General features: G+C 71.6%; 27 protein-coding genes. 8 read left to right on the top strand and 19 right to left on the bottom strand.

Features of this window, described 5'->3' with window-relative positions:
* Positions 1–55: 55 nt before the first annotated feature.
* From NYE39_RS09150 to NYE39_RS09120, 7 genes are all read right to left on the bottom strand, one after another.
* Complete coding sequence (locus NYE39_RS09150) at positions 56–337, bottom strand: metal-sensitive transcriptional regulator (RefSeq protein WP_072625692.1); 282 nt, start codon at positions 335–337, stop codon at positions 56–58.
* Between the two features lie 67 nt (positions 338–404).
* Positions 405–1,655 (bottom strand): threonine ammonia-lyase IlvA, encoded by a 1,251-nt coding sequence (gene ilvA / locus NYE39_RS09145; RefSeq protein ID WP_072626361.1) that lies wholly within the window; start codon positions 1,653–1,655, stop codon positions 405–407.
* 194 nt (positions 1,656–1,849) lie between these two features.
* Positions 1,850–2,224, bottom strand: coding sequence for a DUF779 domain-containing protein (locus NYE39_RS09140; RefSeq protein WP_072625691.1), 375 nt, complete (start codon positions 2,222–2,224; stop codon positions 1,850–1,852).
* Between the two features lie 29 nt (positions 2,225–2,253).
* Complete coding sequence (gene exaC / locus NYE39_RS09135) at positions 2,254–3,777, bottom strand: acetaldehyde dehydrogenase ExaC (RefSeq protein WP_072625690.1); 1,524 nt, start codon at positions 3,775–3,777, stop codon at positions 2,254–2,256.
* 94 nt (positions 3,778–3,871) lie between these two features.
* Entirely contained in the window at positions 3,872–5,524 is a 1,653-nt protein-coding gene (gene pgm / locus NYE39_RS09130; RefSeq protein WP_072625689.1) for a phosphoglucomutase (alpha-D-glucose-1,6-bisphosphate-dependent), read from the bottom strand.
* A 14-nt stretch (positions 5,525–5,538) separates the two neighbouring features.
* Positions 5,539–6,612: an IS110 family transposase gene (locus tag NYE39_RS09125; RefSeq protein ID WP_341012462.1), complete on the bottom strand. Its 1,074-nt coding sequence runs from the start codon at positions 6,610–6,612 to the stop codon at positions 5,539–5,541.
* 226 nt (positions 6,613–6,838) lie between these two features.
* Positions 6,839–8,047: a histidine kinase gene (locus NYE39_RS09120; RefSeq protein ID WP_072625688.1), complete on the bottom strand. Its 1,209-nt coding sequence runs from the start codon at positions 8,045–8,047 to the stop codon at positions 6,839–6,841.
* A 57-nt stretch (positions 8,048–8,104) separates the two neighbouring features.
* Here NYE39_RS09120 and NYE39_RS09115 point away from each other — a divergent pair, with 57 nt between their 5' ends.
* The gene (locus tag NYE39_RS09115) at positions 8,105–8,641 is read left to right on the top strand and encodes a YbaK/EbsC family protein (RefSeq protein ID WP_072625687.1); all 537 of its coding nucleotides are present in this window, start codon (positions 8,105–8,107) and stop codon (positions 8,639–8,641) included.
* Between the two features lie 72 nt (positions 8,642–8,713).
* On the opposite strand, the gene NYE39_RS09110 is transcribed toward NYE39_RS09115, so the two are convergent.
* The 3 genes from NYE39_RS09110 to arsM are packed head-to-tail and all read right to left on the bottom strand — an operon-like array spanning position 8,714 to position 11,033.
* Positions 8,714–9,115 (bottom strand): arsenate reductase ArsC, encoded by a 402-nt coding sequence (locus tag NYE39_RS09110; RefSeq protein WP_341012461.1) that lies wholly within the window; start codon positions 9,113–9,115, stop codon positions 8,714–8,716.
* Entirely contained in the window at positions 9,112–10,197 is a 1,086-nt protein-coding gene (arsB, locus tag NYE39_RS09105; RefSeq protein WP_072625685.1) for an ACR3 family arsenite efflux transporter, read from the bottom strand. The genes NYE39_RS09110 and arsB overlap by 4 nt, the downstream gene beginning before the upstream one ends.
* Entirely contained in the window at positions 10,194–11,033 is an 840-nt protein-coding gene (arsM, locus tag NYE39_RS09100; RefSeq protein ID WP_205703070.1) for an arsenite methyltransferase, read from the bottom strand. The genes arsB and arsM overlap by 4 nt, the downstream gene beginning before the upstream one ends.
* Positions 11,034–11,116: 83 nt before the next feature.
* Between arsM and NYE39_RS09095 the strand changes: the two genes are divergently transcribed.
* The 4 genes from NYE39_RS09095 to NYE39_RS09080 all read left to right on the top strand — a co-directional run bounded on the left by NYE39_RS09095 (position 11,117) and on the right by NYE39_RS09080 (position 15,978).
* A complete protein-coding gene (locus NYE39_RS09095) occupies positions 11,117–11,467 on the top strand; it encodes an ArsR/SmtB family transcription factor (protein WP_072625684.1) in 351 nt (116 codons plus the stop codon).
* A 54-nt stretch (positions 11,468–11,521) separates the two neighbouring features.
* A complete protein-coding gene (locus NYE39_RS09090; RefSeq protein ID WP_072625683.1) occupies positions 11,522–12,376 on the top strand; it encodes a transglutaminase-like domain-containing protein in 855 nt (284 codons plus the stop codon).
* Between the two features lie 142 nt (positions 12,377–12,518).
* Positions 12,519–13,589: an SGNH/GDSL hydrolase family protein gene (locus tag NYE39_RS09085; protein ID WP_341012460.1), complete on the top strand. Its 1,071-nt coding sequence runs from the start codon at positions 12,519–12,521 to the stop codon at positions 13,587–13,589.
* A gap of 277 nt (positions 13,590–13,866) precedes the next feature.
* Positions 13,867–15,978, top strand: coding sequence for an MMPL family transporter (locus NYE39_RS09080; protein ID WP_341012459.1), 2,112 nt, complete (start codon positions 13,867–13,869; stop codon positions 15,976–15,978).
* A 5-nt stretch (positions 15,979–15,983) separates the two neighbouring features.
* Here the strand turns inward: NYE39_RS09080 and purB are convergent, their stop codons facing one another.
* Positions 15,984–17,393: an adenylosuccinate lyase gene (gene purB, locus NYE39_RS09075; protein WP_192910986.1), complete on the bottom strand. Its 1,410-nt coding sequence runs from the start codon at positions 17,391–17,393 to the stop codon at positions 15,984–15,986.
* A gap of 216 nt (positions 17,394–17,609) precedes the next feature.
* On the opposite strand from purB, the gene NYE39_RS09070 reads away from it, so the two are divergent.
* Positions 17,610–17,765 (top strand): transglycosylase family protein, encoded by a 156-nt coding sequence (locus NYE39_RS09070; protein WP_083546205.1) that lies wholly within the window; start codon positions 17,610–17,612, stop codon positions 17,763–17,765.
* Positions 17,766–17,843: 78 nt separating this feature from the next.
* Here the strand turns inward: NYE39_RS09070 and NYE39_RS09065 are convergent, their stop codons facing one another.
* The 6 genes from NYE39_RS09065 to NYE39_RS09040 form a co-directional block, all read right to left on the bottom strand.
* Positions 17,844–18,341 carry a low molecular weight protein-tyrosine-phosphatase gene (locus NYE39_RS09065; protein ID WP_341012458.1) on the bottom strand — a complete coding sequence of 166 codons (498 nt, stop codon included), beginning with the start codon at positions 18,339–18,341 and terminating at the stop codon, positions 17,844–17,846.
* A complete protein-coding gene (gene bioD / locus NYE39_RS09060; protein WP_341012457.1) occupies positions 18,338–19,060 on the bottom strand; it encodes an ATP-dependent dethiobiotin synthetase BioD in 723 nt (240 codons plus the stop codon). Before bioD ends, NYE39_RS09065 begins: the two co-directional genes overlap by 4 nt.
* Complete coding sequence (locus NYE39_RS09055; protein WP_205703069.1) at positions 19,057–20,094, bottom strand: 2-dehydropantoate 2-reductase; 1,038 nt, start codon at positions 20,092–20,094, stop codon at positions 19,057–19,059. Before NYE39_RS09055 ends, bioD begins: the two co-directional genes overlap by 4 nt.
* Positions 20,095–20,232: 138 nt before the next feature.
* Complete coding sequence (locus NYE39_RS09050; RefSeq protein ID WP_072625679.1) at positions 20,233–22,548, bottom strand: MMPL family transporter; 2,316 nt, start codon at positions 22,546–22,548, stop codon at positions 20,233–20,235.
* Between the two features lie 88 nt (positions 22,549–22,636).
* Positions 22,637–23,221: a TetR/AcrR family transcriptional regulator gene (locus NYE39_RS09045; protein ID WP_341012456.1), complete on the bottom strand. Its 585-nt coding sequence runs from the start codon at positions 23,219–23,221 to the stop codon at positions 22,637–22,639.
* 156 nt (positions 23,222–23,377) lie between these two features.
* Positions 23,378–23,917, bottom strand: coding sequence for an NADPH-dependent FMN reductase (locus NYE39_RS09040; RefSeq protein WP_341012455.1), 540 nt, complete (start codon positions 23,915–23,917; stop codon positions 23,378–23,380).
* Positions 23,918–24,014: 97 nt separating this feature from the next.
* Here NYE39_RS09040 and NYE39_RS09035 point away from each other — a divergent pair, with 97 nt between their 5' ends.
* Positions 24,015–24,491, top strand: a complete 477-nt coding sequence (locus NYE39_RS09035; RefSeq protein ID WP_192910982.1) for a MarR family winged helix-turn-helix transcriptional regulator — start codon at positions 24,015–24,017, stop codon at positions 24,489–24,491.
* A gap of 104 nt (positions 24,492–24,595) precedes the next feature.
* Here NYE39_RS09035 and bsaP read toward each other — a convergent pair whose 3' ends face one another.
* Entirely contained in the window at positions 24,596–24,868 is a 273-nt protein-coding gene (bsaP, locus tag NYE39_RS09030; RefSeq protein WP_341012454.1) for a biotin synthase auxiliary protein BsaP, read from the bottom strand.
* Between the two features lie 168 nt (positions 24,869–25,036).
* Positions 25,037–25,291 (bottom strand): hypothetical protein, encoded by a 255-nt coding sequence (locus tag NYE39_RS09025; protein WP_125932869.1) that lies wholly within the window; start codon positions 25,289–25,291, stop codon positions 25,037–25,039.
* Here NYE39_RS09025 and NYE39_RS09020 point away from each other — a divergent pair.
* Positions 25,284–25,844 carry a L,D-transpeptidase family protein gene (locus tag NYE39_RS09020; protein ID WP_072625674.1) on the top strand — a complete coding sequence of 187 codons (561 nt, stop codon included), beginning with the start codon at positions 25,284–25,286 and terminating at the stop codon, positions 25,842–25,844. The genes NYE39_RS09025 and NYE39_RS09020 overlap by 8 nt on opposite strands.
* The last annotated feature ends 21 nt before the right edge of the window (positions 25,845–25,865 follow it).

The raw sequence follows: 25,865 nt of genomic DNA, 5'->3' as shown, positions 1-25,865 counted from the left end.
CATTGTCTCGGCTCGGGCGCGGCGGGTCAGGGAGGCGAAGGGGGCGCGTCGCCGCTCATGAGCGGACGAGGCGGGCGATGGCGGCGCTGGCCTCGGCCACCTTCTCGGCTGCGGCCTCGTCGGACTCCTTCGCGGCGTCGACGACGCAGTGCCCGACGTGGTCCTCGAGCAGGCCCAGGCTCACGGCCTGCAGCGCCTTGGTCGCCGCCGACACCTGGGTGAGGATGTCGATGCAGTAGGTGTCCTCCTCGACCATCCGCGAGATGCCGCGGATCTGCCCCTCGACGCGGCGCAGCCGCTTGAGGTAGTCGTCCTTGCTGCCGCTGTAGCCGGCCATGTGATCCTCCTGGGGGTCGTGCACTGGCCAACAGGATACCCCCCGGGGGGTATTCCGCCGAAGCCCCTCAGCCGATGAAGCGGAAGAGCGGGCTGCCCGGGTCGACCCGCTCGATCGTGAGCGGCGAGGTCTCCATGCGGGCGAGCAGCGGCAGCAGGTCGCGTGGGTCGCCGAGCTCGAGGCCGACGAGCGCTGGCCCGGTCTCGCGGTTGCTCCGCTTGACGTACTCGAAGTAGGCGATGTCGTCGTCCGGCCCGAGCACCTCGTCGAGGAAGCGCCGCAGCGCGCCCGGCTCCTGCGGGAAGTCGACGAGGAAGTAGTGCTTGCGGCCCTCGTGGATGAGCGCCCGCTCGACGATCTCGGCGTAGCGCGAGACGTCGTTGTTGCCGCCCGAGACGACGGCGACGAGGGTCGACCCGGGCGTGATGTCGAGGTCGGCGAGGACCGTGGTCGCCATGGCACCGGCGGGCTCGGCGATGATCCCGTCGGTCTGGTACATCGCGAGCATCTCGACGCAGATGGCGCCCTCGGCGACCGACGTCAGCTCGGTGCCGGTGGCGGCGACGGCCGCGTGGGTCAGGTCACCGGCGCGGCGCACCGCGGCCCCGTCGACGAAGGGGGAGACCGTCTCGAGGTCGACCGGAGCCCCGGCGGCCAGGGCGGCGGCCATCGAGGCGGCGTCCTCGGGCTCGACCCCGACGAGCCGGGTGCTCGAGGAGTGGGCCGCCATCCACGTCGCCATCCCGCCGAGCAGCCCGCCCCCGCCGACGGGCACGGTGACGAGGTCGGGGGTGCGGCCGAGCTGGCGTGCGATCTCGACGGCGACCGTGCCCTGACCGGCCATGGTGTCGAGGGCGTCGAAGGCCGGCACGACGACAGCACCGGACTCCGCAGCGTCTGCCGCGGCTGCGCGTGCTGCGTCGTCGTAGACCTCACCGGTGACGATGACGTCGACCATGTCGCCGCCGAGGGCTGCGACGCGGTCGCGCTTCTGCCGAGGAGTGTTGCGCGGCAGGTAGATCCGGGCCCTGACGCCGAGGCGCTGGCCGGCGAAGGCGACCCCCTGGGCGTGGTTGCCCGCGGAGGCGGCGACGACTCCCTTCGCGCGCTGCTCCTCGCTGAGGTGGGCGATGAGGGTGAAGGCGCCTCGCAACTTGTAGGACCGCACCGGCTGCAGGTCCTCGCGCTTGAGCCAGACGTCGGCGCCGGTCGCGGCCGACAGGCGCTCGCTGCGGTGCAGCGGGGTCGGCGGCAGGACATCGGCGAGCAGGGCTGCCGCCTCGTCGACGGCGGCAGCGGTGAGGAGCGGGGCGGTCACCTGCCCACCGTAGTCGCGCCCGGTCGCCCCGGCCCGGCCGGTCTCACCCGCCCCGTCCACACCGGTGGTCGAGGTGTGAGGAGCTCTGCGACGAGCCTCGAGACCTGGTGCGCGGTCTCGAGGGACTCGCTGCGCTCGGCCACCTCGACCCACGGTGGCTGAGGTGGCCGAGCGCCAGCGAGCCGCGAAGCCCGCTACAGCAGGTCGAACTCCCGCAACTCGTCCTCGGTCATCAGGCGCGACCGGATGAGGAAGCGCACCCCCTCGGGTGCCTCGACCGAGAAGCCCGACCCGCGGCCCGGGACGACGTCGACGGTGAGGTGGGTGTGCTTCCAGTACTCGTACTGCGACACGCTCATCCAGAACTCGATCGGCGTGAAGCCCTCGCCGGTCAACGTGCCGAGGTTGATGTCGGCCTCGCTGGTCAGGAAGTCCCCCGCCGGGTAGCACATCGGCGCCGACCCGTCGCAGCAGCCGCCGCTCTGGTGAAACATCAGCGGGCCGTGGCGCTGCTCGAGCTTCGCGAGCAGTGCTGCTGCCTCGTCGGTGAGGTCGACACGTGCACCCATGGCGGGGGACTCCCTTCGGTCCGGCTCGATCAGAAGAAGCCGAGCTTGTTCTGGTCGTAGCTGACGAGCAGGTTCTTCGTCTGCTGGTAGTGCTCGAGCATCATCTTGTGGTTCTCGCGCCCGATGCCGGACTGCTTGTAGCCACCGAAGGCCGCGTGGGCCGGGTACTGGTGGTAGCAGTTGGTCCACACGCGACCGGCCTGGATCCCGCGCCCCATGGCGAAGGTCGTGTGTGCGCTGCGCGACCAGACACCGGCGCCGAGGCCGTAGAGGGTGTCGTTGGCGATCTGCAGCGCCTCGGCCTCGTCGGTGAAGGAGGTCAGCGAGACGACCGGTCCGAAGATCTCCTCCTGGAAGATCCGCATCGAGTTCTTGCCCTCGAAGACCGTCGGCGCGATGTAGTAGCCGCCGGACAGGTCGCCGCCGAGGTCGACCGACTCGCCACCGGTGAGCACCTTGGCGCCCTCCTCGCGGCCGATCGCCAGGTAGCTCTTGATCTTCTCGAACTGGTCGTTGCTCGCCTGGGCGCCCATCGTCGTCTCGGTGTCGAGCGGGTTGCCCTGCGTGATCGCCTCGACGCGCTTGACGGCGTCGCCGACGAACTGCTCGTACATGCCCTGCTGCACGAGCGCGCGGGAGGGGCAGGTGCAGATCTCGCCCTGGTTGAGGGCGAACATCGTGAAGCCCTCGAGCGCCTTGTCGTAGAAGGCGTCCTGCTCGGCCGCGACGTCGTCGAAGAAGACGTTGGGCGACTTGCCGCCGAGCTCGAGGGTGACGGGGATGATGTTCTGGCTGGCGTACTGCATGATCAGCCGGCCGGTGGTCGTCTCGCCGGTGAAGGCGATCTTGGCGATGCGGGGACTGGAGGCGAGCGGCTTGCCGGCCTCGACGCCGAAGCCGTTGACGACGTTGAGCACGCCCGGGGGCAGCAGGTCGGCGATGAGCTCGACGACCTTGAGGATCGACCACGGGGTCTGCTCGGCCGGCTTGAGGACGATGCAGTTGCCGGCGGCCAGCGCCGGGGCGATCTTCCACACGCCCATGAGGATCGGGAAGTTCCACGGGATGATCTGGCCGACGACGCCGAGAGGCTCGTGGAAGTGGTACGCCATCGTGTTGTGGTCGATCTCCGAGATGCTGCCTTCCTGGGCACGGATCGCGCCAGCGAAGTAGCGGAAGTGGTCGACCGCGAGCGGGATGTCGGCGGCGAGCGTCTCGCGCACGGCCTTGCCGTTGTCCCAGGTCTCGATGACCGCGATGTCCTCGAGGTTGGCCTCGATGGTGTCGGCGATCTTGAGCAGGATGTTGGAGCGGTCGGTGGTCGAGGTGCGGCCCCACGCGTCCTTGGCGGCGTGCGCGGCGTCCAGCGCCTTGTCGATGTCCTCGGCGGTGCTACGGGCGACCCGGGTGAAGACCTGACCGGTCACCGGGGTGATGTTGTCGAAGTACTCGCCGTCCACCGGGGCGACCCACTCGCCACCGATGAAGTTGTCGTACTGCTCCTTGACCTCGATGGTCGAGTCTGAGCTGCCGGGCGGGCTGTAGACGGCCATGTCTGCCTCCTGGGGTCAATCGACGACGCACCGTTGCGAAGTCGTCCTGGGCCGACCGTAGGACGAGGAAGGTTGGCCAAAGGTTGGTCGGTCGTCAGCCACCCAGCGCCGCGTCGACGACGGCCTTGGCGTCCGCCTGCACCTGGGCCAGGTGCTCGGGTCCGCGGAAGGACTCGGCGTAGATCTTGTAGACGTCCTCGGTACCCGAGGGGCGGGCGGCGAACCACGCCGACTCGGTGGTGACCTTGAGCCCGCCGATGGCCGCGCCGTTGCCGGGGGCCTCGGTGAGCTTCGCCGTGATCGCCTCTCCTGCAACCGAGTCCGCGGAGACAGCGGCCGGGGTCAGGGCCTTGAGCGCGGCCTTCTGCTCGCGGGTCGCGGGGGCGTCGACGCGGGCGTAGGCGGGCTCGCCGTGGCGGGCGACGAGGTCGGCGTAGTGCTCGCTGGGGGACCGGCCGGTGGTCGCGAGGATCTCCGAGGCGAGCAGCGCGAGGATGATGCCGTCCTTGTCGGTCGTCCACACCGACCCGTCGTGCCGCAGGAAGCTCGCCCCCGCCGACTCCTCGCCGCCGAAGCCGACCGACCCGTCGAGCAGCCCGGGGACGAACCACTTGAAGCCGACCGGCACCTCCCACAGCTCCATCCCGAGGTCCGCGGCGACCCGGTCGATCATCGAGCTCGACACGAGCGTCTTGCCGATCCGCCGGCTCGACCACCCCGGTCGCGCGCCGCCGTGCAGGTACTGGATCGCGACGGCGAGGTAATGGTTGGGGTTCATCAGCCCGGCGTCGGGCGTGACGATGCCGTGCCGGTCGGAGTCCGCGTCGTTGCCGGTCGCGATGTCGTAGCGATCGCGTTGCGCGACAAGGCTGGCCATCGCGGACGGCGAGCTGCAGTCCATCCGGATCCTGCCGTCCTTGTCGAGGGTCATGAAGCGCCAGGTCGGGTCGACGAGCGGGTTGACCACCGTGAGGTCGAGGCCGTGCCGCTCGCCGATCTCGCCCCAGTAGTGCACGGCCGCGCCGCCCATCGGGTCGGCACCGATCCGCACGCCGGCGTCTCGGATCCGTTGCAGGTCGACCACATCGGGCAGGTCGGTGACGTAGGCGTCGAGGTAGTCGTGGTCGGTCGCGATGGCCCGGGCCCGGGCGAAGGGAGTCCGCCGCACCTGCCGCAGCCCATCGCGCAGGTGTGCATTGGCGGCGTCCGCGATGGCGCTCGTGACGTCGGTGTCGGCGGGGCCGCCGTGGGGCGGGTTGTACTTGAAGCCGCCGTCGCTCGGGGGGTTGTGCGACGGGGTGACGACGATGCCGTCGGCGAGGCCACCCCCCTTCGCCGTGAGGTCCTTGCCCCGGTTGGCGGTGAGGATCGCGTGCGAGATCGCGGGCGTCGGGGTGTAGCCGTCGCGGGAGTCGACGAGGACGGTGACGCCGCCGGCGACGAGGACCTCGAGGGCGGTGGTCCACGCCGGCTCGGAGAGGGCGTGGGTGTCGCGGCCGAGGAAGAGCGGGCCGTCGATGCCGGCCGCGCGGCGGTGGTCGACGATCGCCTGGGTCGTGGCGAGGATGTGGGCTTGGTTGAAGGACGCGGTGAGCGAGGAGCCCCGGTGCCCGCTCGTGCCGAAGGCGACCTGCTGGTCGACGTCCTCGGGGTCGGGCTGGACCGCGTAGTAGGCGGTGACGACGTGGCTGACGTCGATGAGATCCTCGGGCAGGGCGGGCTGGCCCGCGCGGTCGGCTGCGCTCATGCGTTTCTCCTATGTCAAGCAGCTGCTGGCAGGGCAGTCGATTGATCAGTGGTGTGGTCGGTGGTCAGGTGGTGGAAAACGACGCGTGCCAGGCGTCGCTTGAGGCAACGCAGGGCCTCGCGGTTGGACATGCCTTCGGCCTTCTTCTTCTCGTAGTACGTCTTGCCCAGCGATCCTTCGAGGCGGATCTGGGTGATCGCGATGCGGTGCAGCGCGGCGTTGAGCTGGCGGTTGCCCGAGCGGGTCATCCGAACTCGCCCGGCGGTGTTGCCCGACCAGACCGGGATGGGCGCGACCCCGGCGTGGCGTGCGAACGCGGCCTCGGAGTGGAAGCGGGATGCTCCGGCGGACTCACCGACCAGCTTGGCGGCGGTCAACGCGCCCACCCCGGGCATGGCCAGCAGGGTCGGCGCGGCCTGCTCGGTCATCGCGGTGATGCGCTTCTCGTACGCCTTGGCCCGGGCGGTCAGGGCGATGATGTCGTCGAGCTCGTCCAACGCCAGTTCGGCCACGACCCCGTCCAGGGTGGTCAGCCACCCCCGCAGGGCTTGCTGGTGCTTGGCCAGGTCCAACGAGCCAGCCTTGGGCGCGTGGGCAGGGTCGAGCTCGTGCACCCGCCACAACAGCGAGTTGATGACCGCGGTGCGTTGCGCGACAAGGGTTTCGCGGCGGTCGACAAGCAGCTTCAGCTCCCGGGAGGTCTCGTCGTGCGAGGCCACCGGCAGGCTCGGCTCGCGCAGGTAGGCCCGGGCCACGGCCAGCGCGTCGATCGGGTCGGACTTGCCTCGGGTACGCGCCACCCGACGCTGCTCGGCCATCATCTTCGGCGGCACCCGCACCACGTGCTGCCCAGCGGTCAGCAGGTCACGCTCCAAGCGAGCGGACAGGTGCCGGCAGTCCTCGATGGCCCACACGAGCTCGTCCCCGAAACGTTCCCGGGCCCAGGCCAGCGCCTTGCGGTGGCCCTCTGTGACAGCCGCGACGGTGACCTGCCCGACCTGCTTGCCCACGGCATCAACCGCGACAAAGGTGTGCGTGCGCTTGTGGACATCGGCTCCAACAACAACCATGGTGGTTGCCTCCTTCACTGACGAGTGACTGGACGGTTGGGCCGGTCGGCGGACACATCTCAGTGGGGGCGATGCCACGCTCCTATCAAGTCACGCCGGCCGGTCCTTCACACCAGGTGCCGGCAAAACGCATGCTCATCAGCCCGAAGGCGACAACGACGCTACGAGCCAGACACCCAGTGCTCAGGATCCAACCACCGCAACAGCGGCAACATCACCCTGACACTGACCCGACGCTACCGCCCTACCGCAGCACCGCCGCCAACCGCGCGGTGAGCGGCGCCGTGGCCGGGTGGCGAGCCTCGCCGAGCTCGTCGAGCGCCCGCTGGAGCACCTCGGCGTCGGCCACGACCTCGCTGTAGGCGAGCACGGCCGAGGGATCGGGGTCGGTGAGCAGGCACTCGCGGACGGCGACGGCGAGGTAGTCGGCGGTCTCGGTGAGCAGCGGCGAGCTGGTGCCGGGGACGAGGTCGCCGCCGTAGGCGTCGACGGCAGCGCGGGCATCGCCGCGGCGCACGGCCGCCCGCACCGCGTCGACATCGCTCGTCACGGGCAGGTCGAGCCGATAGGGCCTGGAGGCCAGGCGGCCGCCGAGGGCCGATCGCAGCTGACTGACCTCGGACTTCAGGGTGCTCGTCGACACCCGCTCGTCGCCGTAGAGGTGGGCGTGCAGCTCGCCGAGCGCGAGTCCCTCGCGGCGCAGGGCGAGGATCGCGAGGATCTCGACCTGGCGGCGGGTGAGCAGCACGCGCGAGCCGTCGAGGTGGACCTCGCTCGCGCCGAGCAGCCGTAGGTGCAGGCCCTGCTGCGCGGGCACGGTCAGCGTAGAGGCGATCGACGAGGCGGGGATCGCGGTCTCGAGCAGCCTGGCGAGCGCCTGCGCGGTCGCGGCCCCGATCGGGTGGCTGCGGTCCCACGTCGTCGACAGGTCGAGCACCCCGAGCTGCGCGCCGGTTACCGGGTCGTGCACGGGCGCGGCCCAGCAGACCCAGTTGTGGATGATCGGGGCGAAGTGCTCGGCGGCGAAGACGGTCGAGACGGCATCGGTGCGCAGCGCGAGGTTGAGCGCATTGGTACCGACGCTGCCCTCGTCCCACCGGCCGCCGGCGACGAAGTTGACCTGCTCGGCGGCGCTGCGCATGACCCGCCCGCCGTAGGTCCACAGGATCCGGGTCTGGGGGTCGGTGACCGCGACGACGAGATCGCCGTCCTCGGCCGCGGAGCGCAGCGCCCCCTCGAGCCGAGCGACCGCGGCCGACAGCGGTGACTCCGCGAAGAGGCTGGCGGTCTCCCCTTCGTCGGCCAGGGGGGCCGCGTCGACGCTGGCGGGCAGGTGCTCGGCGGACCGCTCCCACGACGAGAGGATCTCGGGGCGCACCTGCTCGGGAGCACTGCCCTCGCGCCAGTGCTCCCAGGCGCGCTCCAGCGTGCGCCGTCGGCCGGACTCCGCCATCGGTCACCTCCTCGTGGTCACCGACAGCCTAGGTCGGGGCGGGCATAGGGTCGAGGGATGACCACCGCAGCCGGCACTCTCACCTGGGCTCCCGCGAGCGAACACACCGACCTGCTCGCCGCGCCCGTCGCCGCGGCGATCGCAGCGCTCCCCTCGGCCCGCGTGGCCGAGATCGACCCCGAGCTGGCGGACACCGCCGCCTTCTGCGAGGCCTATGCGTCGCCGCCGCAGTTCTCCGCCAACTGCGTCGTCGTCGCGGGCCGAAGGGGAGGGGAGACCCGGCACGCCGCCGTCCTCGTCCTCGCGACGGACCGGGCGGACATCAACGGCGTCGTGCGCCGGCACGTCGACGCACGCAAGATCTCCTTCGCCCCGATGGACGAGGCCGTCGAGGTCACCGGCATGGAGTACGGCGGCATCACCCCCGTCGGGCTGCCGGAGGGGTGGCCCGTGCTCGTCGACGAGGCGGTCGTTGCCGCCGGCGAGGTCGTCATCGGCTCGGGCGTGCGCGGCTCCAAGCTGCTCGTCGACGCGGCCGAGCTCGCGGCGCTGCCGAGCGCCGAGGTCCTCGCCCTGGCGCAGCCCACCGGCTGAGGTCCGCGACCCACCGTTGGTCGAGGTGCGAGGCCGTCCACGGCTGAGCCTCGAGACCCGGTCAGTGATCCGTCACGCGTCCATCCCGAGCGAGGCGAGCAGCTCCTGCACCCGCCCCCGGATCTCGTCGCGGATCGGCCGCACGGCCTCGATACCCTGGCCGGCGGGGTCGTCGAGCTGCCAGTCCTCGTAGCGCTTGCCGGGGAAGATCGGGCAGGCATCACCGCACCCCATTGTGATGACGACGTCGCTGGCCTGCACGGCGTCGGTGGTCAGCACCTTGGGCCGCTCGGCGGACAGGTCGATGCCCTCCTCGAGCATCGCCGCGTGGACGGCCGGGTTGATCGAGTCGGCGGGCGCGGAGCCGGCGGAGCGCACCTCGACGGCGCCCCCGGAGAGGGCCCGTGTGTAGGCCGCGGCCATCTGCGAGCGGCCCGCGTTGTGCACGCAGACGTAGAGCACGGACGGGGTCATCGGACCTCCTGCAGGTCGGGCGAAGGGGAGGGAAAGCGCGTGCGAAGGGCGAGGCTGACGTAGACCAGGCCGACGAGGACGGGGACCTCGATGAGCGGCCCGACGACGCCGGCGAGGGCCTGGCCGCTCGTCGCGCCGAAGGTCGCGATGGCCACGGCGATGGCGAGCTCGAAGTTGTTGCCCGCCGCGGTGAAGGCGAGCGTCGTCGTGCGCTCGTAGCCCATGCCCAGGGTCCGGCCGAGGAGATAGCCGGCACCCCACATCAGGGCGAAGTAGGCGAGCAGCGGCAGGGCGATCCGGACGACGTCGAGGGGCCTGGAGGTGATGGCCTCGCCCTGCAGGGCGAAGAGCACGACGATGGTGAAGAGCAACCCGTAGAGGGCCCAGGGCCCGACCTTCGGCAGGAAGGTCTCCTCGTACTCCCTTCGCCCCCAACGGCGCTCGCCGATGCGACGGGAGAGGTAGCCGGCGAGCAGGGGGATGCCGAGGAAGATCAGGACGGACTTGGCGATCTGCCACGCAGAGACGTCGAGGACGGCCTGCTCGAGGCCGAGCCAGCCGGGCAGGACCGACAGGTAGAACCAGCCGAGCCCGGCGAAGGCGACGACCTGGAAGAGCGAGTTGAGTGCCACGAGAACGGCGGCGGCGTCGCGGTCGCCGCAGGCCAGGTCGTTCCAGATGATGACCATGGCGATGCAGCGGGCGAGCCCGACGATGATCAGGCCGGTGCGGTACTCGGGCAGTTCGGGCAGGAGGGCCCAGGCGAGGGCAAACATCAGCGCCGGCCCGACGAGCCAGTTGAGCAGCAGCGAGGACCCGAGCAGGCGGCGGTCGGAGGTCACGGTGTCGAGCCGGTCGTAGCGGACCTTGGCGAGCACGGGGTACATCATCACGAGCAGGCCGAGCGCGATCGGCAGCGAGATCCCGTCGACCTCGATGGCGCTCAGCACGCCACCCAGGCCGGGGACGAGCCGGCCGAGGAGGAGGCCGGCGACCATCGCCAGCCCGATCCACGCTGGCAGCCACCGGTCGAGGGTCGACAGGCGAGCGGGCGCCTGTCCGGGGGCGGTGTCGACGCTCACTGCTCGGCGGGCTTGCTCGCGCGGACGAAGGCGCTGGCGAAGGACCCGTCGAGCGCGTCGACCACCTGCTCGAGCGTCCAGCCATGCGGCAGCTGGTCGCCCACGAGGCCGGACAGGCGGTGCAGGTCGTCGCGGCCGTAGGTGCGCGTGATCTCCACGGAGGCGTCGGTGAAGCCCACCGCCGTGAGCCGCTCGACATAGGCGGTGTCGAGCAGGGCTCCGGAGATGCAGCCGGTCCACAGACCGACGATGCCGCGCAGCGCATCGGGGATCCCGCGGAGGAGGACGACGTCGGCGACGGCGAAGCGTCCGTCCGGCCGCAGCACGCGGTGCGCCTCACGGATCACGGCGTCCTTGTCCGCGCTGAGGTTGATGACGCAGTTGGAGATGACGACGTCGACGCTCGCGTCATCGAGCGGGATGGCCTCGATCCGGCCACGGACGAAGCGCGCATTGGCGATGCCGGCCTCGGCCTGGTTGCGGCGGGCGAGCTCGAGCATCTCGTCAGTCATGTCGAGCCCGGTCGCGGTGCCGGTGGGGCCGACGCGGCGCGCGGAGAGCAGCACGTCGAGACCGCCGCCGGAGCCCAGGTCGAGGACGTCCTCGCCGGGGGAGAGGTCGGCGAGGGCCGTCGGGTTGCCGCACCCGAGCGAGGCTGCGAGTGCCGCGTCCGAAGGGGAGTCCGTCCTCTCGTAGAGACCGACGGTGATCGGGTCGGGCTCGCCCCCGGAGCGGGACCCGCTGCAGCACGGGCTGGCGTCTCCCGTGAGGTGGGACCGGGCGGCAGCGGCATAGCGCTCGCGCACGGCGTCGCGGGTGGGGGTCGTGGGGATCACGAGAAGCTCCTGCTTCGATGGATGTCGAATCAACTGCTGTGGCCAGCATGGTCCGTTGATTTGAAAAGTGTCAAGATAGGTCCGTGAGCATCCTCGAGTCGGTCCCCGGTGAGCAGGCGGTGACCTGCTGCGGGCTGGCGACCTCGCCCGTCACCGAGGCCGACGCGGCTCGTCTGGCGCCGGTCTTCAAGGCGCTCGGCGACCCGGTCCGGCTGCGCATGGTCTCGATGATCGCCGCGCAGCCCGAGTTGTGCGTCTGCGAGATCACCCCGGCCTTCGACCTGTCGTCGGGAACGATCTCGCACCACCTCAAGCTGCTCCGCGAGGCCGGGCTCGTCGACTGCGAGCGGCGCGGCACCTACGTCTACTACTGGATCAACCCCGAGGCCCTCGGCGCCCTCTCGACCCTGCTCGCGGTCGCCCCTGCCGGCTGAGCCCCCGCCCCCTTCGCTTTGACGCCAGCCGCCCCGGCGCGGTCCTATGGGTCCATGACCGACCTCGCCATCGTCGCCGCCGACTCCACGCCGCTCACCGCCACCGTGGGGACCAAGTTCGCCTACGGCACGACCGGCGTCCGCGAGGCGCTCCTCTCCTTCGCCGTGTCCAGCGCGCACGACATCCTCGAGGAGGAGATCCTCATCCACGCGGGTGGCAAGCAGGTCGAGGCGCGAGAGCTTGCCGGCAACCACGGCACTCGGCTGCACGTCGTCGACGAGGTGGGCGACGGCTGGCTCGAGGTGACCTATCGCGCGGTTGTCGACATCACCAGGCCGACCGGTGACCAGGTGGGGCGTGAGATCGACTTCGACCGCTGGGTCTTCACCCGGCCGAGCCGCTACGCGGAGTCCGACCGCCTCGCCCCGATGGCGGCGCAGCTCTTCCCGACGCAGGGTGGGGTGGAGCGGGTCAACGCGATCGGCGAGTGGGTCAACACGCACATGGCCTACATCTCCGGCTCGAGCCGCGGCACGGACGGCGCGGTCGACTCGATCCTCCAGGCCTCGGGGGTGTGCCGCGACTTCGCGCACGTCGTCGTCGCGCTGTTGCGGGCGCTCGGCACCCCCGCGCGGCTCGTCTCGGTCTACGCCCCGGGGCTGCAGCCGATGGACTTCCACGCCGTGGCCGAGGCCTGGGTCGACGACGCGTGGCACATCGTCGACGCGACCCGACTGGCCCCCCGCGAGGCGATGGTCCGCATAGCCACCGGCCGCGACGCGGCCGACACCGCCTTCCTCACCACGCGCGGTGGCCGCACGACCTTCAACCGTCAGGTCGTCACCGCCACACTCACCGAGGGCAGGCTCCCGCAGGAGGACCCCTCGGCGCTCGTGCGCCTGGCCTGAGCCCACGGCCCCGGACGAAGGGGGTCGGCCGCACCTTCCCGCATCCCGAGACGTCGTGCGCCTGGCCGTGCGCGTCACCGGACCGGAAGTTACTGTCAAGTAACACCGGTCGACGGCGACCGGCTCTGCCCGGGAGGAAGCCATGCGCGCTCGCACCTTGTCCATCGTCACCGTCGTTGCGGCCGCGGCCGCCACCGTCGGTGCGGGTCCCTCGAACGCCGCTCCGAGCGCCCCGGTCGAGTCGCGCCAGCACTTCGTCCAGCTCGGCGACTCCTTCTCCTCCGGCAACGGCGCGGGCAGCTACGAGGAGAAGTCGTGCTGGCGCTCGCCGAACAACTACGGCGCCCGGGTCGCGCAGCTCAAGGGCGCGACCTACACCAATGCGGCGTGCAGCGGTGGCGTGACCGCAGACATCCTCCAGCCGCGCGACATCGGGTCGCCGTCGTGGCGCACGCGCACCTACCGGATCCCGGCCGGGGCCGTCGATGCCCGGGCCCAGTGGCTGGCGAGGGCGAAGGCGGACCACCTCTGCGGCGCGCCCGCCGAGCCGGACTTCTCCTACGTCTACACCCTCAGCTCGAGCGCGTCGGCGGGCGATCTCTACACCGCGACGGTCCGCTGCCAGCTGCAGGCCGCACCGCAGATCGACGCGGTCGACCGTTCGACGGACGCCGTCTTCGTCACCACGGGCGGCAACGACGTGGGCTTCACCTCGATCGTCATCGACTGCCTCGTGCTGCGCGCGGCGGGAAGCTGCAAGGCCCGCATCGACGCGGCAAACGTGGAGCTGACGTCGCTGAAGCCCCGGCTCGTAGAGACGCTGCAGGCGGTCCACGACCGCTCCGGCGGGCGTGCGCACGTCTACCTGCTGGGCTACCCGCACCTGATCAACACCGACAGCTTCCGCCTGAGCTCGACCTACGACGCCGGGCAGGAGCTCTCGCGGATGCAGCTGCGCGGCGACACGCTGCAGCGGGCGGCGATGGCCGAGCTGTCACGAGCCAACGGCGGTCAGGGCGGGTTCACCTTCGTCGACGTCAAGCGTGACTGGGGCGGCTACACGCACGGTATCGACCCGCACGTCGTCGCGAACAACAGCAATGCCTGGCTGGTCCCGGTCCTCGCGCCGGGGCGTGAGCTCAAGGAGTTCGTCCACCCGACGGCCGCGGGCTGGGGTGCGAGCGCGCTGGCGCTCGCCGACGCGATGCGTTGACTCAGCCCCCGACTGGGTCGATCGCGAGGCCGTCCGTATGGTGCAGGGCCTTCGGTATGGACGGTCGCCAGCCACTGTCGGCCCGTCCCGGCGTCTACTCTCGAGTCACCAGACGATCGACGCGGAGCGGCCACCAGGAGGTCGCCATGCGCCGACGTCGTCGCACCCTGTTCATCGCCACTGCCTCGGCCCTGAGCGCCCTGCGCTGAGGCACGCCGGGGCCGGTCACCGCGCTGGCGCCGTGGAGGATTGTTCAATGTTCGTCTAAGGTTTGGGCATGCCCTCCCTCTCGCGGTCCGGAGTCGTCCCCCGACTCCTCGCCGGTCTCGTCATCGTTCTCTGGTTCGTCGTGGCGGCTGTGGGTGGCCCGCTCGTCGGCCAGCTGTCGAGCGTGCAGGACAACGACCAGGCTTCTTTCCTGCCCCAGGAGGCCGAGTCGACCCGCGTGGCCGAGCAGCTCCCCGACTTCGAGGCCGACGCGACGCTGCCGCTCATCGTGGCGGTGGAGTCCGGCGAGGGGTTGGACCGCCAGCAGCTGGGGGAGCTCGGCGCTTGGGCGAAGGAACTGCCGGGTCAGCAGCTCGACTCAGCGCCGGGCACGGTGTCGGACTACCTTGCGGCGCAACGGATCCCGGTGATCCCGTCGGAGGACGGCGACGCGGCGATCGTCGTCCTGGCTCTCGACGCGGCTGCCGTCGAGGAGACCGTCGACGAGACGGCCATCTCCGACCTGGTTGTCGACGACCTGCGCGGTGACCTCGCTCCCGACGTCGACGGGGCGCAGGTGTCGGTGACCGGTCCGGCGGGCTTCGCCGCCGACCTCGGCGAGGCCTTCGCGGGGATCGATGGTCTGCTGCTTCTCGTCACGCTCGTCGTCGTGCTCGTCATCCTGCTCGTCGTCTACCGCAGTCCCGTCCTCCCCTTCGTCGTGCTCCTGACGAGCATCTTCGGGCTGGCGCTCGCGGCCCTGGTCATCCATCCGATGGCCGCGGCCGATGTGATCCAGCTGTCCGGGCAGAGCCAGGGGATCCTCTTCATCCTCGTCGTCGGTGCCGCGACGGACTACTCGCTGCTGCTCGTCGCCCGCTACCGTGAGGAGCTGCACGCGGCCGATCCCCTGCCGGCGCTGCGCATCGCGTGGCGCCAGACCCTCGGCCCGGTCGCCGCCAGCGGCGGCACCGTGATCGCCGGTCTGCTGTGCCTGCTCCTGTCCGACCTCGGCAACATCTCGGGCCTGGGGCCGGTCGGTGCCCTCGGCATCGCCGGCGCCATGGTCGCCTCGCTTACCCTGCTGCCCGCGGCCCTGGCGCTGCTGGGCCGGGCGGCCTTCTGGCCGTCGGTGCCGCGTCGCGGGTCCCGACCCCAGCACCGGCTGTGGTCCGGCGTGGCACGTCGGGTGACCGCCCGCCCGCGCGCCACCTGGGTGGTCACCACCGGCGTGCTGCTCGTCGCCGCGGCTGCCGCGCTGACCTTCCCGACCCAGGGCATCTCCCAAGCGCAGTTCTTCACCACCGACGTGGAGTCCGTCGACGGCCAGGGCGTCCTCGACCGTCACTTCGACGGCGGTGACCAGCAGCCGGTGCAGGTCGTCGTTCCCGACCGGGCCGTCCGCGAGGCGAAGGGGGTCCTCGCCGGCCACGACGACGTCTCCGGGCGGGTCGAGTCGCGGGAGTCCACGACGGGGTCGGACTCGACCCTGCTCTCGGCCACCCTGACCGTCGGGTCGGAGTCGCCGGAGGCCCGCGAGGTCGTGCGCGACCTGCGCGACGAGCTCCACGAGGTCGATCCCGGCATCATCGTCGGTGGCGCGACCGCGACCTCGGTCGACACCGACGACGCGAGCACGCGCGACTACCGCGTCGTCGTGCCCGCGATCCTGCTCGTCGTCACCCTCATCCTCATGGCCCTGCTGCGCTCCGTCGCCGCGGCCGGGCTGCTCGTGGCGGTCAACGTGCTGACCTTCGCCGCAACCCTGGGCGTCTCGGCGATCCTCTTCACCCGTGTCCTCGACCAGCCCGGCGCTGACCCCTCGACGCCCGTCCTCGGGTTCGTCTTCCTCGTCGCCCTCGCGGTGGACTACTCGATCTTCCTCATGACCAGGGCCAGGGAGGAGTCGCTGCACGTCGGGACCCGCCGCGGCGTGCGTCGCGCCGTCGCGGTCACGGGTGGGGTCATCACCAGCGCCGGCGTCGTCCTGGCCGCCACCTTCTCCGCGCTGTGGGTGATCCCGCTGCTCTTCCTCGCGCAGATCGCCTTCATCGTCGCCTTCGGGGTGCTCCTCGACACGATCGTCACCCGCTCGGTCCTCGTGCCGGCACTCGCCGCGGATCTGGGCAACCGCATCTGGTGGCCCGGGTCCGGGCGGATGGCCGACGACGAGCCGCGCTGAGGCGCTCAGTCGAGCAGGTCGACCAGCTGGGGCGCGATGCCGGTGTAGGTCGCGGGGGTCATCGCTGCGACGCGCTCCTCGACGTCGGCCGGCAGGCCCAGCCCGCGGACGAACTCGACGAGCTCCGGCTGGCCGATGCGTTGCCCGCGGGTGAGCTCCTTGAGCCGCTCGTAGGGCTCCTCCATGCCGGACACGCCCTGCGCGCCGAGGGCCCGCATCACCGACTGGATCGGCTCGCCGAGCACCTCCCAGTTGCGGTCGAGGTCGGCAGCCATCGCCTCGGGCACCGCGTCGAGCCCGGCCAGACCGCGGCCGGCGTTGTCGATCGCCAAGAGGGAGTGACCGAGCGCCGTGCCGATGTTGCGCTGCATCGAGGAGTCGGTGAGGTCGCGCTGCAGCCGCGAGGTGACGAGCGTGGACGCGAGGACGTCGAGCAGCGCATTGCTCACCTCGAGGTTGGCCTCGGCATTCTCGAAGCGGATCGGGTTGACCTTGTGCGGCATGGTGCTCGAGCCGACGGTGCCCTGGCCGCGCACCTGCGCGAAGTAGCCCATCGAGATGTAGCTCCACACGTCGGTGCACAGGTTGTGCAGCACGCGGTTGTACCGGGCGATGTCGGCGTAGATCTCCGCCTGCCAGTCGTGCGACTCGATCTGTGTCGTGAGGGGGTTCCACGTCAGGCCGAGGCCCTCGACGAAGGACTGCGAGATCTCCAGCCAGTCGGCCTCGGGCACGGCCGCCAGGTGCGCACCGAAGGTGCCGGTCGCGCCGTTGATCTTGCCGAGGTACTCGTCCTTCTGGATCCGCTTCAGCTGGCGCATCAGGCGGTGCGCGAGGACGGCCAGCTCCTTGCCCATGGTCGTCGGCGTCGCCGGCTGGCCGTGGGTGTGCGCCAGCAGCGGCACGTCGCGCAGGTCGTCGGCCATCGATGCGACCGCCTCGGCCAGTGCGTCGGCGCGCGGCAGCCAGACCTCCTCGACGGCGCCCTGGACCATGAGGGCGTAGGAGAGGTTGTTGATGTCCTCGCTCGTGCAGCAGAAGTGGATCAGCTCGGCGAGGCCGCGGTCCTCGGGGGCGGGGGCGATCTGTGCCAGCCGCTCCTTGAGGTAGTACTCGACGGCCTTGACGTCGTGCTGGGTGACCTTTTCGGTGGCGGCGAGCTCGGCGATGTCGTCGGGGCCGAAGTCCTCGACGACCTGGCGCAGCGCCGCCTGCTCGTCGTCGGTGAGCTGCCGCACGCCAGGCACGACCTGGCGGGAGGTCAGGTGGATCAGCCACTCGACCTCGACGTGGACCCGCATGCGGTTGAGCGCGGGCTCGCTCAGGTAGTCGATGAGCGGCGAGACGGCGGGCCGGTAGCGGCCGTCGAGCGCGCCCAAGGCGATCTGGGGAGTGGCGTCAGCAAGGCTCTGCATGGCGCCCATCCTCCCACTGGCGAAGGGGGTGCCCGTCACCTCGCTCAGGTGACGGGCACCCCCTTCGTCGCCGTTACCGATTTGAGACCTGGCGGGGTGGTGTGCTTACGGTGGGCGACGCCCGGTGGTTGGACCGCCGGGGTGACCGATGCGGTCAGGATCGACTGCTCGCGGCCCTCGACGGGCCGCGCCACGAGACGAGGAGGCGTCATCACCATGGCCACCACCCGTCACAGCACCACCCGCCGCGCCGCCCAGGCCACGCCGGAGCAGCAGGTCGAGATCGCCCAGGAGGTCCTCGAGGGCCAGGGCCCGGGCGCCTGGCCGGTCTGCTCGGTCAAGGCGGGCCTGACCGCCACCCACGGTGCCTGACGGGCACCGGCTCGGCGCCTGACCAGCGCCCCACCCACGTGACGGGCGTCGACTCTCAGGGGAGTCGGCGCCCGTTGCTCATGCCTCGAGCTGCCCGCGCACGTGGTCGACGATGCCGTCGGCGGCGCCGGTGATCTCCGCGTAGGTGCGGTCGAAGTCGGAGTCGTCGCCGTACCAGGGGTCGTCGATGGCCAGGGCGTCACCCTTGAGGCCGGCGGGGTCGAAGGAGCGGATCATCCGGATACGGTCCTTGGCCTCGGGGACCCCGGCGAGGCGCCGCAGCACGGTGTAGTGCCCGTGGTCGGCGGCGAGCACGAGGTCGCGGTCGGCGAACCAGCGCTTGTCGAAGACGCGGGCGCGGTGCTGCGCGTAGTCGCCGGTGTGGCCGTGGCGGTGCATCGCCGCGATGGTCCGCGGGTCGGCGGGGTTGCCCTCCTCCCACGCGGTGGTGCCGGCGGAGTCGACCGCGACCCGGTCGCCGAGCCCGGCCGCCTCGAAGCGCTCACGCAGCACCCACTCCGCCATCGGCGAGCGGCAGATGTTGCCCGTGCACACGACGGTGATCCGGTAGGTCATGACGACATCGTCCACCAGTCGTCTGGGGAGAACCATGCGGGGGCCTGTGAGGAGAGCGTGGCCGCGTCGAGGTCGGCGGCCCCGGCAGGTACGAGGGCGAGCAGCGGGGCGCCGGCCAGGCGCGGGAGCGACTGCAGGTGTGCCCGCTCGAGAGCGCCCTCCGTGCCGACTCCGGTGACGACGACCCCCACGACCGGCAGGTCGCGCCGGCCGAGAGCCTCGGCGGCGAGGGCGACGTGGTCGAGAGCGGTGGCGGCCAGGTCGGTGACGAGGACGATCCCCGTGGAGACCCCCTTGTAGCGAAGGGCGGTGCCCACGTCCGCGAGCGTCCCGCCGCGGGCGTCGAGGGGCACGAGCAGGCCGTGGGCGCCGTGGAGGAGCAGGGCGTCGTGCTCGGTGCCGGCGGCCCTCAGGGCGTGCTTGACCGCCGGCGCGAGGCTGACTCCGGCCCGCTCGGCGGCCGCGACCGGTGGGAGGGCTTCGTGCAGGCGCTGCCACTCCTGCGCCGACCGACCGCTCAGTCGCGTAATGACCTCGGCGTCGCCCTCGCCGGCCGCCGTGACGACCGGGACGGCGATGCCCACGTCGCGACCGGCGACGGCGAGGAGCACGGCCAGGGCCGCGGTGGCCGCAGCGAGCTCGGGCCCGGTGGCGCCGGCGCCCGTGACGAGGACGACCCGCGGCAGGGCGAGCTCGGCGAGCGTGGTCTCGACGCTCACAGGCCCACGGCCGCCCGCAGCTGGGCACCGCTCCAGCGCCGACGGTCGGGGCCGCTCGCCTCGGCCTCGCGGACGAGCTCGACGATCCGGGCGCACACCGGGGCCGCCGACCCGTGGTCGGCGCCGAGCTGCACGACGACCCCCTGCAACTCGTCGATCTCGGTCGGACGACCGGCATCGAGGTCGTCGGCCATGGAGGAGCGGGCCGTCGGCGCGACCTTGAGCGAGGCGCGAGCAAGGTTGCTGAAGACGGGCGTGGGGGAGCGCAGCAGGGCCGGCATCGCGGCGGCCGGGAGCGGGGTCATCCGCGCGGGGGAGATCCCGATTCGCCGGGCGAGGGCCAGCGCCTCGTCCTGGCAGGCGGCCAGGACGGCCCGGCAGTCACGGTCGCGCAGCTCGACGGCGAGGGGCAGGCCGGTCAGCGCGTTGACCGCGTTGTTGAGGTTGAGCAGGAGCTTGCCGAAGAGCACCGCCCGCATGTCGGGGTCGACCTCCACGCGCAGCCCGCCGCCCTGTGCGACGCGGACGAAGGGGTCGACGCGCGGGTGGTCCTTGAACACTGGCCGTCCGCTCGTCGTCTGGGTCCAGTGCGTCTCGGCGGTGCGCACGACGTTGAAGGGGACCATGCCCGAGAGCACGAGCGGGCGGGAGGCCCGGCTGGGGAAGGCGCCGGCGAGAGCCTCGTCGATCGCGCTCGCATTGCGCAGGCCGTTTTGCAGGGAGATGACGACCGAGTCGTGCTGGAGGTAGGGCGCGATCTGCTGGGTCGCGGCGGCCAGGCCGTGGGTCTTGGTCGTGAGGAGCACGTAGTCGGCGCCGACGACGGCACTCGGCTCGGTCGCGAGCGTGAGCGTCTCGGGGGGCACCGTGCGGGTGCGCCCGGCGAGGTCGGTGACGGTCAGGCCGTCGCGGGTGATGGCGTCGACGTTCGGCGCTCGGCCGATGAGCGTCACATCGGCCGCGGCGGCCAGCCACCCGCCGAAGTAGGTGCCGATGCTGCCCGCACCCATGACGGCCACGCGCGTGCGCTCCACTGCTGCTCACCCCTTGCCGAGCCATCGGCGTGCCGATCCCGGCTGCCGTTGCCGCGATCCTAACCTCCGGGTTGCCGAAGCGGCCGGTCCGACGAGGTGTCGGGCCGGCCGCTTCCGAGGCCGCGAGGCGAAGGGAGGTCACCTCGCCGCGGTGGGCTCCTCCACGGGCCGGTCCTCGGTCTGCGCCGCGGACGTGAGCTGGGTGAGGGCCTCCCCTTCGACGTCGACATTGGGCAGGAGCCTGTCCAGCCACCGCGGCATCGACCACGCGGCGTCGCCCATGAGGTACATGAGCGCCGGGATGAGCGTCATCCGCACGACGAAGGCGTCGAGCAGGACGGCCGCGGCGAGGGCGAAGCCCATCGACTTGATGAGGTTGTCCGGCTGCAGCATGAAGGCGGCGAAGACCGAGATCATGATGAGCGCGGCGGCGGTGACGACCCGGGCGCCGTGGCGGAAGCCGTCGACGACAGCTTCGCGGGCGGTGTCGCCGTGGACATAGGCCTCACGCATCCGGGTGACGAGGAAGACCTGGTAGTCCATCGCCAGCCCGAAGACGATGCCGATCATCAGGATCGGCAAGAAGCTCACGAGCGGGGCGCCGTCGACGAGGCCGAGGGCCCCCTCCTGGAAGATCAGGACGGTCGCGCCGACCGTGCCGAGCGTCGAGAGCACGAAGCCGAGCGTCGCGGTGAGCGGCACGAGCAGCGAGCGGAAGACGAGCATGAGCAGCACGAAGGCGAGCCCGACGACGACGCCGAGATAGGGCAGCAGCGCGTCCTGGAGCTTTTCGGACACGTCGGTCTGGATCGCGGTCAGGCCGGTGACGCCGATCGTGGTGCCGGTCATCTCCTCCTGCTGGCCCTGACCCGCGCGGATGTCGGTGAGCAGGGTCTCGGTGGCCTCGTCGGCAGCGCCGGTCTTCGGGGTGACGAGCAGCTGGGCGCCCGTGCCCTCCTCGTTCATGCCGACGACCTGCGCGTTGGCGACGCCGTCGAAGCCGCTCAGCCACTCGACGACCTGGCCGTAGGCCGCCGGGGCCTGGCGCGGGTCCTCGAGGTCACGGCCATCGACGACGACGATCATGCGGGCCTCCTGGCCGACGCCGAAGCCGTCGGCGATGAGGTCGGCCGCCCGACGCTGCGAGGTGTCCGCCGCGGCCGTCGAGTCGCTCGGCAGGGCGAGGTGGAGGTCCTTGGCCGGCACGGCGAGGGCGCCGAGCGCGAGGACCGCGACGAGAGCGGCGATGATCGGGTGCGCACCGATGGCGCGCGCCCAGCGGGTGCCGCCGTTGTCGACGTGCTCGCCCTCGTCGACGACCTTGTCCTTGCGGATCTGTCCGGCGAAGGCCCGGGTCCCGAGGGCGCCGACGATCGCGGGGAGCAGGGTGAGCGCCACGAGGACGGCGACGAGGACGGTCCCGGCCGCGGCCAGACCCATCGCGGTGAGGAAGGGGATCTGCACGACGGCGAGGGCGGCGAGGGCGATGATCACCGTCAGGCCGGCGAAGACGACCGCGGAGCCGGCGCGCCCGACGGCCAGGCCGATGGCGTGCTGGCGGTCGTCCGTGTGCCGCAGCTCGGTCCGGTAGCGGGAGAGGATGAAGAGGGCGTAGTCGATGCCGACGGCGAGGCCGAGCATCGAGGCGAGGATCGGGGTCGTCGTGCCGAGGTCGAAGAAGGCGGTCGCGGCGGTGATGCCGAGGATGCCGGTGCCGACGCCGACGAGGGCGGTGAGGATCGGCAGGCCCGCGGCGACGAGCGAGCCGAAGGTCAGGACGAGGACGAGCAGCGCGACGGCGATGCCGATGAGCTCGCTGGTCATGCCCATTTCGGGGATGCCCTGCATGCCGGTGCCGGTGACCTCGGCGGTCAGGCCGGCGTCGCGCGCGTCGTCGACGGCCTCGGTGACCGCGTCACGGCTGGACTGCTCGACGTCGGTCACGGTGTCGACGTCGAAGTTCCACTGGATCAGGCCGGTGCGCCCGTCCTCCGTGAGCGGGGAGAGCGCGGCGGCGTTGGTCTCGGCCACCGCCTGCGGCTGGCCGTTCTTCTTCGCCTCGGCGAGCATCTGGCGCTCGAGTCCGGCGGCCGCGGTGACCGGGTTGACGAACTGCTCGGGGTCACCGACCTGCGGGGCCTCGCGCAGCTCGGCGAGCAGGTCGTCGACGGCGGCGGAGTTGGCCGGGTCGGAGAGCTTTTCGCCCTCGGGTGCCTGGACGACGACGGTGCCGGTGGCCTGGTCGAAGGCGTCCTGGGTCTGCGGGAAGAGCTCCTGCTGCAGGTTCTGCGCCTGCTCGGACTCGATCCCGGGGATGGAGAACTTGTCGCTCATCGGCTGCGACATCGTCGCGGCCGCGCCGCCGATCGCGACGAGGACGACGAGCCAGCCGATGAGGAAGGCGGGCCAGCGTCGGTGCGCGAGGCGTCCGAGCCGGTAGAGGGCGTGGGCCATGGGGTGCCTTTCGGGGCGTTGAGGGTGGGCGACCGCGTCGTCGGGGCCGGTGGTGCGGGTCGGGGGGGACGGGCAGGACGAAGGGGGGTCACGCCGGGTCGGCGAGGATCTCCCGGGCGGTGGTCAGGTTGGCGCGGGCCCGGTCGGACAGCGGGCCGAGGCTGGGGGTGGCGATGCACTGGACGACGGAGTGCTGGACGATGCCGCCGACGATCGCCAGAGCCATGCGTGAGCGGGAGTCGTCGGCGTCGTCCCGGGCCGACAGGTGGGTCACGAGCTGTTCGCTGAGCTCCTCGACGTGGGTCTTGACCCGCACGAAGAGCTCGGGGTTGCGCTCGATGACGTCGTACAGCTGCTCGAAGTCGGCGGGTGTCCCGTCGTCGGCGTGCAGGCAGTCGAGGACGACGGTGAGCACGTCGTCGACGAGGTGCCCGGTCGGTCCGCCCGAGCGCAGGGTCGCGGCCTGCTCCTCGGTGAGGACGGGGAGCAGGCCGAGGACGGCCTCCTCCTTGGAGGAGACGTGGTTGAAGAGCGTGCGGCGGGAGACGCCGACGGCGCGGGCGAGGTCCTCGACCGTGAAGCCCGCGTAGCCGCAGTCCACGGCCAGCCGCTGCGCGGCGGTGATGATCGCGGAGCGACGGCTATCTGCCCGCGTGGTTGCACTTTCGGTCACGGAGTGCAGTTTTGCACTTTCTCCGCCTTCGTGCAAAATCCGCTGGTCTGGGTCCGCGGGCACGGCGAAGGGGGTCGGCCTCCGGCTGGAGGTCGACCCCCTTCGTGTCACGCTCCCTGAGGAGGTCGCGCAGCGACCGCCTCGAAGGGAGGCGGGTCAGGCGGCGACGGGGGCGCCGAGGCGCGCGACGAGCGCCTGCAGTGCGGCGTCGGCCTCGCCGTCGACGAGGCGGCCCTCGGCGAAGGCCTCGTAGGAGGCGCCGATGCCGAAGGTGTCCTCGACGACGTCCGCGCCGGCGATCTGCAGGGAGCGGACGGCGTCCTTGCGGGCCCACTCGGCACCGTAGGGAGCGCCCGAGGCGGCCAGGACGATGGCCTGCTTGCCGTGGATGGATGCGGCCTCGCGGGGGCGCGAGGCCCAGTCGATGGTGTTCTTGACGACGCTCGAGAGGGTGCCGTTGTACTCGGGCGTGACGACGACCAGGGCGTCGGCGGCGGCGACCGCCTCGCGCAGCTCGGTGGCGACCTGCGGGACCGAGCCCTCGACGTCGAGGTCCTCGGAGTAGTGCGGCAGGTCGGCGCCGCGGTTGAAGTAGGTCGCGGTCGCGCCCTCGGGCAGGTGGGCGACGGCGGCCTCGGCGAGCGTGCGGTTGGTCGAGCCGTCGCGCAGGCTGCCGAGGAGGACGAGGACGTTCATCGGGGGACTCCTGGGGGAGGTTGGTCAAGTGCTTGACCATGGTGCGCGCGGCTCGCCAGCAAAGTCAAGTCCTTGACCAATGGCTTACCATTGACGCATGACCCCCGACCTGTCCTCCCCGCTGGCCGGCCCGTGCGCGGGCGGCGACGGGCAGCCGCCGCTCGTCAACCTCATCGCCCGCGCCCAGGCGAGCTTCGTTGCCGACTTCGAGGCCCGGCTGCGTGCCTCCGAGATCGAGGGGCTCTCCCTCGCGCACTCGACCAATGTCCTGCGGCACCTGTCCGAGGGGCCCCGACGGGCCCGCGAGATCGTCGAGCGCTGCGGCGTGACCAAGCAGGCGATCAGCCAGCAGATCGCTCACCTCGAGCGCAACGGCTACGTGGCCGTCGGTCGCGACGACGAGGACCAGCGGGCGCGCATCGTCAGCCTCACCCCGAAGGGGGAGTGCGCCCAGGCGATCGTCCACCGCCTCTTCGGCGAGGTCGAGCAGGAGTGGGCCGAGCGCATCGGGCAGGCGCAGGTGGCCTCCCTTCGGCAGGCCCTCACCGACCTCCTCGGCGACGCGACCTGCTGAGCCAGGCGCCCGACCGACCTGAATCCGCATTGCCCAACGGCAATGCGCGCACCCGACCGATCTGAATCCGCATTGCCCAACGGCAATGCGGGCGAAGGGGAGGGTCAGGCGTCCTGGACTGTCCCGCTGGTCTCACCGTGCTTCTTGCACACGGCGGTCCACGTCGTGCCCTCGGTCGTCACGGTGAGCGTGCGGCGGCAGGTGGTGCAGAAGGTCGGGGCGTGCGCGGCGAGCTCCTCGTGGCACAGCACGTGGTTGCCCTTGTTGGCGGACTTGCCGCAGTGACCGCAGTAGGTGACCGCCACGACGGGCGGGATCGCACCGAGCGTGTCCGGGTCGCTCCAGCCGGAGTCGCCGGCGGTGGGGAGGTCAGTCATGTCACCGATTGTGTCGCATGCTCGCCGGGGCCTCGCCGCCGCATCCACAGGTCACGTCTCGGTCACTCCTGGTCAGGACGCAACCGGACAGCGCTCCCGGACGTCCACAATGACGAGGACCGGCCGCAGGGGGCGGCTGGCCGCACGATCAGGGGACACTTCCATGACTCAGGGACGAGCAGCGCTGGTGGCGCTGATGGCAGGGGCGGCGCTCGCAGGCTGCGGCACCCAGGCGGCGCCGACGGGGGAGCCGACCGCCGCGACGTCGGCGAGCTCGAGTGGTTCGACCACGAGCAGCACGCCGCCGACGTCGTCGCGCACGACGACGACAGCCACGACCACGACACCCACGACCACGGCGCCGTCGACGACGGCGGCGAGTCGCCCCCTTCGTCCGGGTGACGAGGGTCGGGCCGTGCGCACCCTGCAGCGCGAGCTCAACGCTGCCGGCTACTGGCTGGGCACCCCCGACGGCACCTACGGGCACCTGACCGAGCAGGCCGTCATGGCCCTGCAGAAGTCCGCGGGCCTCACCCGCGACGGGGTCGCCGGACGCAAGACCCTCGACGCGCTCGCCGAGGGCACCCTGCCGCCGCTGCCCAGCGGCCCGGCCGACCGCGTCGAGATCGACCTCGAGCGCCAGGTGCTCATGGTCGTGCGTGGGGGTCGCATCACGTTCGTCATCAACACCAGCACCGCCTCCGGCGAGACCTATATCTCCCGCGGTCAGCCGGCGGTCGCCGTGACGCCGACGGGGACCTTCCGGGTCGGGCGCACCTTCCGCGGGGCGGAGGTGGCCCCGCTCGGCACGCTCTACAGCCCGCGCTACTTCTACGGCGGCTACGCCGTCCACGGGTCCGGCTCGATCCCGGCCTATCCCGCCTCGCACGGCTGCGCCCGGGTGAGCAACCCAGCGATGGACATGATCTGGGACGAGGACCTCATGCCCGTCGGGTCGACCGTCGTCGTGCGCTGACGTCGGGGGCGAAGGGGGCGC

The sequence above is a fragment of the Janibacter sp. FSL W8-0316 genome, from assembly GCF_038004165.1.
Taxonomy (GTDB): domain Bacteria; phylum Actinomycetota; class Actinomycetes; order Actinomycetales; family Dermatophilaceae; genus Janibacter; species Janibacter indicus.
The sequence above is the reverse complement of the archived record's forward strand: the minus strand, read 5'-3'. Positions and strand labels throughout refer to the sequence as shown.

Excerpts from the sequence above, each read along its gene's own strand:
- NYE39_RS09080 (WP_341012459.1), top strand. The coding sequence starts at position 13,867 with ATGCCCTCCCTCTCGCGGTCCGGAGTCGTCCCCCGACTCCTCGCCGGT.
- NYE39_RS09090 (WP_072625683.1), top strand. The coding sequence starts at position 11,522 with ATGACCGACCTCGCCATCGTCGCCGCCGACTCCACGCCGCTCACCGCC.
- pgm (WP_072625689.1), bottom strand. The coding sequence starts at position 5,524 with ATGAGCGCAGCCGACCGCGCGGGCCAGCCCGCCCTGCCCGAGGATCTC.
- NYE39_RS09050 (WP_072625679.1), bottom strand. The coding sequence starts at position 22,548 with ATGGCCCACGCCCTCTACCGGCTCGGACGCCTCGCGCACCGACGCTGG.
- NYE39_RS09140 (WP_072625691.1), bottom strand. The coding sequence starts at position 2,224 with ATGGGTGCACGTGTCGACCTCACCGACGAGGCAGCAGCACTGCTCGCG.
- NYE39_RS09150 (WP_072625692.1), bottom strand. The coding sequence starts at position 337 with ATGGCCGGCTACAGCGGCAGCAAGGACGACTACCTCAAGCGGCTGCGC.
- NYE39_RS09110 (WP_341012461.1), bottom strand. The coding sequence starts at position 9,115 with ATGACCCCGTCCGTGCTCTACGTCTGCGTGCACAACGCGGGCCGCTCG.
- NYE39_RS09085 (WP_341012460.1), top strand. The coding sequence starts at position 12,519 with ATGCGCGCTCGCACCTTGTCCATCGTCACCGTCGTTGCGGCCGCGGCC.
- NYE39_RS09120 (WP_072625688.1), bottom strand. The coding sequence starts at position 8,047 with ATGGCGGAGTCCGGCCGACGGCGCACGCTGGAGCGCGCCTGGGAGCAC.
- exaC (WP_072625690.1), bottom strand. The coding sequence starts at position 3,777 with ATGGCCGTCTACAGCCCGCCCGGCAGCTCAGACTCGACCATCGAGGTC.
- NYE39_RS09115 (WP_072625687.1), top strand. The coding sequence starts at position 8,105 with ATGACCACCGCAGCCGGCACTCTCACCTGGGCTCCCGCGAGCGAACAC.
- NYE39_RS09070 (WP_083546205.1), top strand. The coding sequence starts at position 17,610 with ATGGCCACCACCCGTCACAGCACCACCCGCCGCGCCGCCCAGGCCACG.
- NYE39_RS09035 (WP_192910982.1), top strand. The coding sequence starts at position 24,015 with ATGACCCCCGACCTGTCCTCCCCGCTGGCCGGCCCGTGCGCGGGCGGC.
- purB (WP_192910986.1), bottom strand. The coding sequence starts at position 17,393 with ATGCAGAGCCTTGCTGACGCCACTCCCCAGATCGCCTTGGGCGCGCTC.
- NYE39_RS09065 (WP_341012458.1), bottom strand. The coding sequence starts at position 18,341 with ATGACCTACCGGATCACCGTCGTGTGCACGGGCAACATCTGCCGCTCG.
- NYE39_RS09040 (WP_341012455.1), bottom strand. The coding sequence starts at position 23,917 with ATGAACGTCCTCGTCCTCCTCGGCAGCCTGCGCGACGGCTCGACCAAC.
- bsaP (WP_341012454.1), bottom strand. The coding sequence starts at position 24,868 with ATGACTGACCTCCCCACCGCCGGCGACTCCGGCTGGAGCGACCCGGAC.